Genomic DNA, 5,805 nt, shown 5'->3' with positions numbered 1-5,805 from the left:
GCCCGGCCCGGCGAGTCCGCCGACCGGGCCCGGGTCGAGCCCGGCGTCGAGGCCGTCGAGGCCCGCCGCGATGAGCCCGGCGATCGCCAGGTAGGGGTTCGCCGCGCCGTCGACCACCCGGATTTCCACCCGATCCCCGTCCGGCACCCGGATCAGGTGGGTCCGGTCGTTGCCGCCGTAGGTAGCCCGGGTCGGCGTCCAGGTGGCGCCGGAGGTCGGCGGTGGCGCACCCGTCCGCTTGAAGGAGTTCACCGTCGGGGTGAGCAGCGCGAGCAGGGCGGGCACGTGGCTGAGCACCCCGCCGATGAAGGAGTAGGCAACCGGGGACAAGCCCAGGCCGCGCGGGTCGGAGTCGTCGGGGAACAGCGCCCGATCGCCCGCCCAGAGGGACACGTGCAGGTGCATGCCGCTGCCGGTCAGCCCGGTGAACGGCTTGGGCATGAAGGTGGCGATCATCCCGCGCCGCTCGGCCGTCATCCGGACGAGGTAACGGAAGGCGATGACCCGGTCGGCCGTGGTGAGGGCGTCGGCGTGGCCGAAGTTCTGCTCGAACTGACCGTTTCCGTCCTCGTGGTCGTTGGCGTAGTTGTCCCAGCCCAGGGCGTTCAGCGCGGCCGAGACGTCGGTGAGGTGGTCGAACATCCGGGTGAGGTCGCGGGCGTCGTAGCAGGGCTTCGCGGCGGCGTCCTCGGCGTCGGCGGGGCCGATGGTGCCGGCCGGACCGCGGCGGACGAGGTAGTACTCGCACTCGGCGCCGACCTGCATCGACATCCCGGCGCCGGCGAGGCGCTCGCGCAGCCGGCGCAGGATGATCCGCGGCGCGAACGGCCACGGCGCGCCGTCGACGTGCGGGTCACACTGCACCATCGCCAGCCCCGGCCGGACCGACGGCAGCGCCACGTACGAGTCCGGATCGGGCATCGCGACGATGTCCGGATCACCCGGCACCTGACCGGTGCCGCCGGCCGCGAAGCCGGCGAACCCGACCCCGTCGGCCTGGGCACGGTCGAGCGCCGCGGCCGGGACCAGCTTGGCGCACGGCTTGCCGTCGAGGTCGACGAAGGTCGCCAGGACGAAGGTCGTGCCGTCGGCGGCGGCCTGTTCCGCAAGCGACGCGGCCGGAGAGCTCGACGTGCCGGCCACGGTCGATCACCCCCGATGCGTCTCCCCACATGAACCATCGTTCACTGGGATTTGACGAGGCGGCGATGACGCGAGAACGACGGCGGAGTAACGATCCCGTAACGTTCCGCTCCGTCCGGTCGCATGTACGGCAAAGCCCCGCCCCTCCCACCCGGGACAGGCACTCCCCGGCCACACAGGCCCGGCACGCCGCCGAGGACCGAGGCCCACCACGGCCGATCTTCGTATCTGCGCAAGATCGGTGATGTACAGGAATACTTCCGCCCTGACCCTGACCCTGACGATCATGGTGTTCTGCGGAACCGGTCCAGGTGTGCGCGCCACTGCCGGAGCCGGGTCGAGTCCCGTCCCGAATGCGGCCGTCGCCGTCGCCGTCGCCGGACCACGATCATCGCCCACCGGATGCATCGGGCCCGGTGGATGGGTCCGCCGCCGGAGAGACTGCGACCGCCGGAGAGACTGCGACCGCCGGGGAAGCTGCGACCACCGGGGAAGCTGCGGCGAGAGGTGGGAGCGGCTCCGATGACCGCGCCCGCGCCTGCGCGACGGCGGCCTTCGCGTCGTAGCGGATCAGCGCGGGTACGGCGGCCGTGGCCAGCAGCAGGCAGCCGATGCCGGCCAGACCCCCGCTGACCACGGAGAACGCCGGCGAGGTAACCGCCGCAACGCTGCCGGACTCCAGGTCCCCGAGCCGTGGCCCGCCGGTGACGACGACGAGGAACACGCCCTGCAGCCGCCCGCGCATCTCGTCGGGGGTAGCAACATTGAGGATCGCGTTGCGCAGGATGGAGCTGACCATGTCGGCGGCGCCCGCGAGCGCCAGCAGCGCCAGGCCGAGCGCGATGTCGTGGGCCAGCCCGAAGCCGGCGATCGCCCCGCCCCACAGCACGATCGCCACCACCACCGCGAGCCCCTGGCGGCGGACCCCGCCGAGCGGGCCGGACAGCCCGGCGGCGAGCAGGGAGCCGACCGCGACCGCCGAGTACATGGCCCCCGCCGTCGCGCTGCCCCCACCGAAGCGGCCCTCGGCGAGCGCCGGGAACAACGCCCGCGGCATCCCGAACACCATCGCGATCAGGTCGACCACGAAGGTCATCAACAACACCGGCTGCCCGCGCAGGAACCGCAGTCCCTCTGCGACGCTGGCCACCCCCGCGCCGCGCCCGCCGCCGCGCGGTGGCATCGCCGGCAGCCGGGCCAGCCCGTACAGGGGGGCGGCGAAGGTGACCAGGTCGACCGCGTAGGCGATCGAGAAGCCGCCGGCGGCCACGGTCACGCCGGCGATGAGCGGGCCGAACACCCCGGCGGCGGTGCCGCCGATCTGGGCCAGGGCACTGGCGGCCGGCAGCTGCTCGAACGGAATCAGATTGGGCGTCATCGCCCGGCGTGCCGGCTGATCGGCGGCCAGCAGCGCGGACTGCACGGCGACCAGGCACATCAGGGGCCAGGCGACGTCGTCGACGGCACCGGCGAGAGTCAGCAGCAGGAACGCGGCCGAGACGGCCGCCAGCCCAACAGAAGTGATCATGGCGAGGCGGCGGCGGTCCACCGCGTCGACGATCGCGCCGCCGAACAGCCCGCCGGCGACGAGCGGCACCAGCGCCACCAGGCTGACCAGGCCGACCTGGAACGACGAGCGGGTGACGGCGAAGACCTGCAGGAGCACCGCGGTGGCGGTGATCTGGGACCCGAGGGCGGAAACCGTCTCCCCCACCCACAGCCGGCGGTAGGCGGGATGTTCACGTAGCGGGGAGATATCGGCGAGCAGAGCGGCGGGACGTGGCCGCCGTCGGGGGGACGCGCCGCCCGCCGACCGGCCAGCCCGCACCCGCGCCCCCTCCGCTCTGCCGACCTACGGCTCCGCCGCTCCGCCGACCCCGCAGCTCCGCCGACCCCGCAGCTCGGCGCCCGCCGGTTCGGGCAGAAAGCACGCTACCGTGCCGGACCGGTCATCCGGGCGTTCCGCGGACGCGCGAAAGCGGCCGCCGGCCGGCGCCTGTGGGCACCGATCGGGGCCGCCGTCGCCCGGCTGGCCGCCGGTCAGAGCTTGCGGTAGCGGGCCTCGAAGAACGAGTAGACACCGAACAGCGCCAGGCCGATCGCGCACACGGTGAGCAGCCACTGGCCGTACGCCTGCCCGGCGAGGGTCTTCAGGGTGCCGTCGAGGCCCTTGGCCTCCTTCGGGTCGAACTCGATCGCCGCCTTGGTCACGAACACCCCGGCCAGCCCGAACACGACGCCACGCACGATGTAGCCGACGAGACCCGCGGGCTTGGCGATCTTACGGGCGAACGCGCCCATCTGGCCGATCTTCAGCTTCTCCTCGAACTTTCGCTTCGCCCCACGAATGATCATGCCGATACCGATGCCGACGACCACGAGGCCGACGATGCCCACGAGCACCCGGCCGGCGTCGTTGCGCATGACCCGCGCGGTCCAGGGCGCCGGCTCGCCGGACCCACCGCCGCCCGAGACGAGGAAGTTGATCGTGCTTCCGGCGATCGCCAGGTAGATGACGCCCCGCGCCACGGAGACCACCCGCTTCGCGGTCCGCTTCTTCTCGTCGCTCTCGTCCTGGACGCCGACCGCGCCCTCGAGCAGCCGCCAGACCGCGTACCCGAGGAAGCCGATGACCATGACGACCAGGACCGCGGACCCGAACGGCTTGTCCTTGATCTCCCCGAGCGCGCCGTTGCGGTTCGTCTGGGCGTTGCTGAGTCCGAACGCGACCTGGAACGCGAGAACGCCGATGAGGACGTAGACCAGACCCCGTCCGGCGAGTCCGATCCGGGCGGTGATGTCGACGGTCCGGCTGTGGCGGGCCTGACGCGCCGCGCCCTTGGCCTGGCCGCCAGCGTCGCCGCCGCTGGTGACGGCGTGCCGCAGCCGGCCGCCGGTCTGCACCGACACAGTGATCACTCCCTCGGACCATGGGATCGGTTGATCCGGATGGAGCGATGCCCGGCCGGGGCCCCACAAAACCGGGGCGCGCGAAACCGGACGAGGCGGACTCAGGCCGACGTCGGCACCAGATACCGAAGCAGCACCACATCGTCGAGTTGTCGGACCTCGGCCAGTCGCAGCGGGGAGTGGACACCCTGGGGAAAGGTGCCGGGACCGACAAACGCCGGGGCGTCCCGCTCGCCGACGAAGAACGGGGCGACGGCGAGGTGGAGCTCGTCGACGAGACCGGCGGTGAGGAAGGCGGTGTGCACCGAGGTTCCGCCCTCGACCAGCAGGCGGCGCACTCCCCGGCGGGCGAGGTCGGCGAGCACCGCGGCGATGTCCACCAGCGGCCGACCGGGCAGGTCGACGACGCTCACCCGCCCGCCGGGAACGGGGCCGCCGGGCGCGGCGCCACCGTCGCGCCGGTAGACGAGCGTGTCGACCGGGTCGGTGCCGAACAGCCGGGAACGCGGGTCGAGGTCGCCGCCGCCGGAGAGCACCACCTTGATCGGCGTCGGCGGCAGGCCCGCGGCGACCCGCGCGGCGCGACGATGCTCGGCGCGCACGGCGAGACGAGGGTTGTCCCGCCGCACGGTGGTGGCACCGACGAGGATCGCGTCGCACCCGGCGCGCACCTCGTCGACCCGGTCGAGGTCGGCCGGGCCGGAGAGGATCAGTCGCGCATCCGAGCAGTCGTCGATCCGGCCGTCCAGCGACACCGCGCAGCTACAGATCACGTAGGGGCGCCCCACCGCCGTGCGCTCGCCGTCCACGCGCGTCAGCATGGCATGCCGATCGGGAGCGGCGGCGGGGCCGGCGCGGCACGGGACTACCGTGACCTGCTGTGCGGATCGCGACGTGGAACATCAACTCCGCGAAGGCCAGGCAGGCCCGGCTGATCGAGTGGCTGGACCGCGCCGAACCGGACGTGGTGTGCCTGCAGGAGACGAAGCTGTCGGACGACGCCTTCCTCGAGCTGTTCGACGAGGATCTGTTCCGACGGGGCTACCGGGTCGCCCATCACGGCGACGGCCGCTGGAACGGCGTGGCGATCCTGTCGCGGGGCAGCCTCGACGACGTCGTGCGGGGACTGCCGGGCGGCCCGGGCTTCCCGAACCCCGAACCCCGCGCGATCGCCGCGACCTGCGACGGCATCCGGGTCTGGTCGTTGTACGTGCCGAACGGGCGCACCGTCGACGACCCCCACTACGCCTACAAGCTGTCCTGGCTGGCCGCCCTGCGCGACGTCGTCGCCGCGGAGGTGACCCGGGGCCCGCTGATGACCCTGGGCGACTTCAACATCGCCCCGACGGACGCCGACGTGTGGGACGTCGCCCAGTTCGCCGGCGCCACGCACGTCACTCCGGCCGAACGCGCCGCCCTCGGGGAGCTCGGCGACGCCGGTCTCGTCGACGTCCTGCGCACCCGCTGGCCCGACGACGTCGTCTACACCTACTGGGACTACCGCCAGCTCTGCTTCCCGAAGAACTTCGGCATGCGCATCGACCTGACGCTGACGTCCGCCGACGTCGCGGCCCGGGTGCGCGCGGTGTGGGTGGACCGGGCGGCCCGCAAGGGAACCGGGACCAGCGACCACGCGCCGGTCGTTGTCGACCTGGACGTCGCGCCGGACGGGGACGTGGGCCCGATGGTGCCGCCGCCGTCGAGTCGCGGCTCGGCGGGCCGCCCGGGCGGCGGCCGGTCATCGTCCACCGG

Annotated in this window: 5 protein-coding genes; 1 reads left to right on the top strand and 4 read right to left on the bottom strand. The window is 73.1% G+C overall.

What is annotated here, in order from left to right; translation table 11 throughout:
• From glnT to ND748_RS23155, 4 genes are all read right to left on the bottom strand, one after another.
• A partial coding sequence (glnT, locus tag ND748_RS23170) for a type III glutamate--ammonia ligase (RefSeq protein ID WP_251748072.1) occupies positions 1-1,143 on the bottom strand: 1,143 nt, incomplete at its 3' end.
• A 388-nt stretch (positions 1,144-1,531) separates the two neighbouring features.
• On the bottom strand, positions 1,532-2,971 hold the full coding sequence (locus ND748_RS23165) for an MFS transporter (protein ID WP_251748071.1): 1,440 nt from the start codon (positions 2,969-2,971) through the stop codon (positions 1,532-1,534).
• A gap of 212 nt (positions 2,972-3,183) precedes the next feature.
• Positions 3,184-4,053, bottom strand: a complete 870-nt coding sequence (locus ND748_RS23160) for a DUF1206 domain-containing protein (RefSeq protein WP_251748073.1) — start codon at positions 4,051-4,053, stop codon at positions 3,184-3,186.
• A 101-nt stretch (positions 4,054-4,154) separates the two neighbouring features.
• Positions 4,155-4,874, bottom strand: coding sequence for a dihydrofolate reductase family protein (locus tag ND748_RS23155; protein ID WP_251748070.1), 720 nt, complete (start codon positions 4,872-4,874; stop codon positions 4,155-4,157).
• A gap of 59 nt (positions 4,875-4,933) precedes the next feature.
• Here ND748_RS23155 and ND748_RS23150 point away from each other — a divergent pair.
• Positions 4,934-5,805: exodeoxyribonuclease III (locus tag ND748_RS23150; protein WP_251748069.1), on the top strand; the 872-nt coding region annotated here is incomplete at its 3' end.

The organism is Frankia sp. AiPs1, assembly GCF_023716945.1.
In the GTDB taxonomy this organism is placed as follows: domain Bacteria; phylum Actinomycetota; class Actinomycetes; order Frankiales; family Frankiaceae; genus Frankia.
Note: the sequence above shows the minus strand (reverse complement) of the source record. Positions and strands in the feature narration are given on the sequence as shown.